At 50.4% G+C, this 385-nt stretch carries 1 protein-coding gene; it reads right to left on the reverse strand.

From position 1 onward, the window contains the following. Positions 1-385 (reverse strand): YigZ family protein (locus UF05_RS08580; RefSeq protein WP_231640435.1); only part of this gene is annotated, 385 nt, incomplete at both ends.

Raw genomic sequence — 385 nt, forward strand, 5'->3', positions numbered from 1 at the left:
GTTTTGTGGTTATTTTTTTCTCAATAGTTTGAAGCAGCTTGAGAGCTTGCTGCACCCCGCCGTCGTAAGCTTTGAATAAACCGCCAGTACCAAGCTTGATGCCCCCTGAATATCGCGTCACTACCGAAGTGATCTCTCCCACGCGAAAACCCGATAGCTGCGCCAAAATTGGCTTGCCAGCAGTCCCGGCCGGCTCGCCGTCATCACTGAAGCCCCATTTCATTGCATCTTCAGCTCTGCCCGCTACGAATCCCCAGCAATTGTGTCTTGCATCCGAGTGTTTGGCCTTAATTTGATCAACAAACGCCTTTTCCGCACCACCGCCTGGCGTGTGTGCGCGGTAGGTAATAAAGACACTTTTTTTGATTTCTTCTTCAAACAGAGC

Origin of the sequence: Vibrio sp. S457-15 (assembly GCF_000960545.1) — a bacterium.
GTDB classification, from domain to species: Bacteria; Pseudomonadota; Gammaproteobacteria; order Enterobacterales; family Vibrionaceae; genus Vibrio; species Vibrio parahaemolyticus.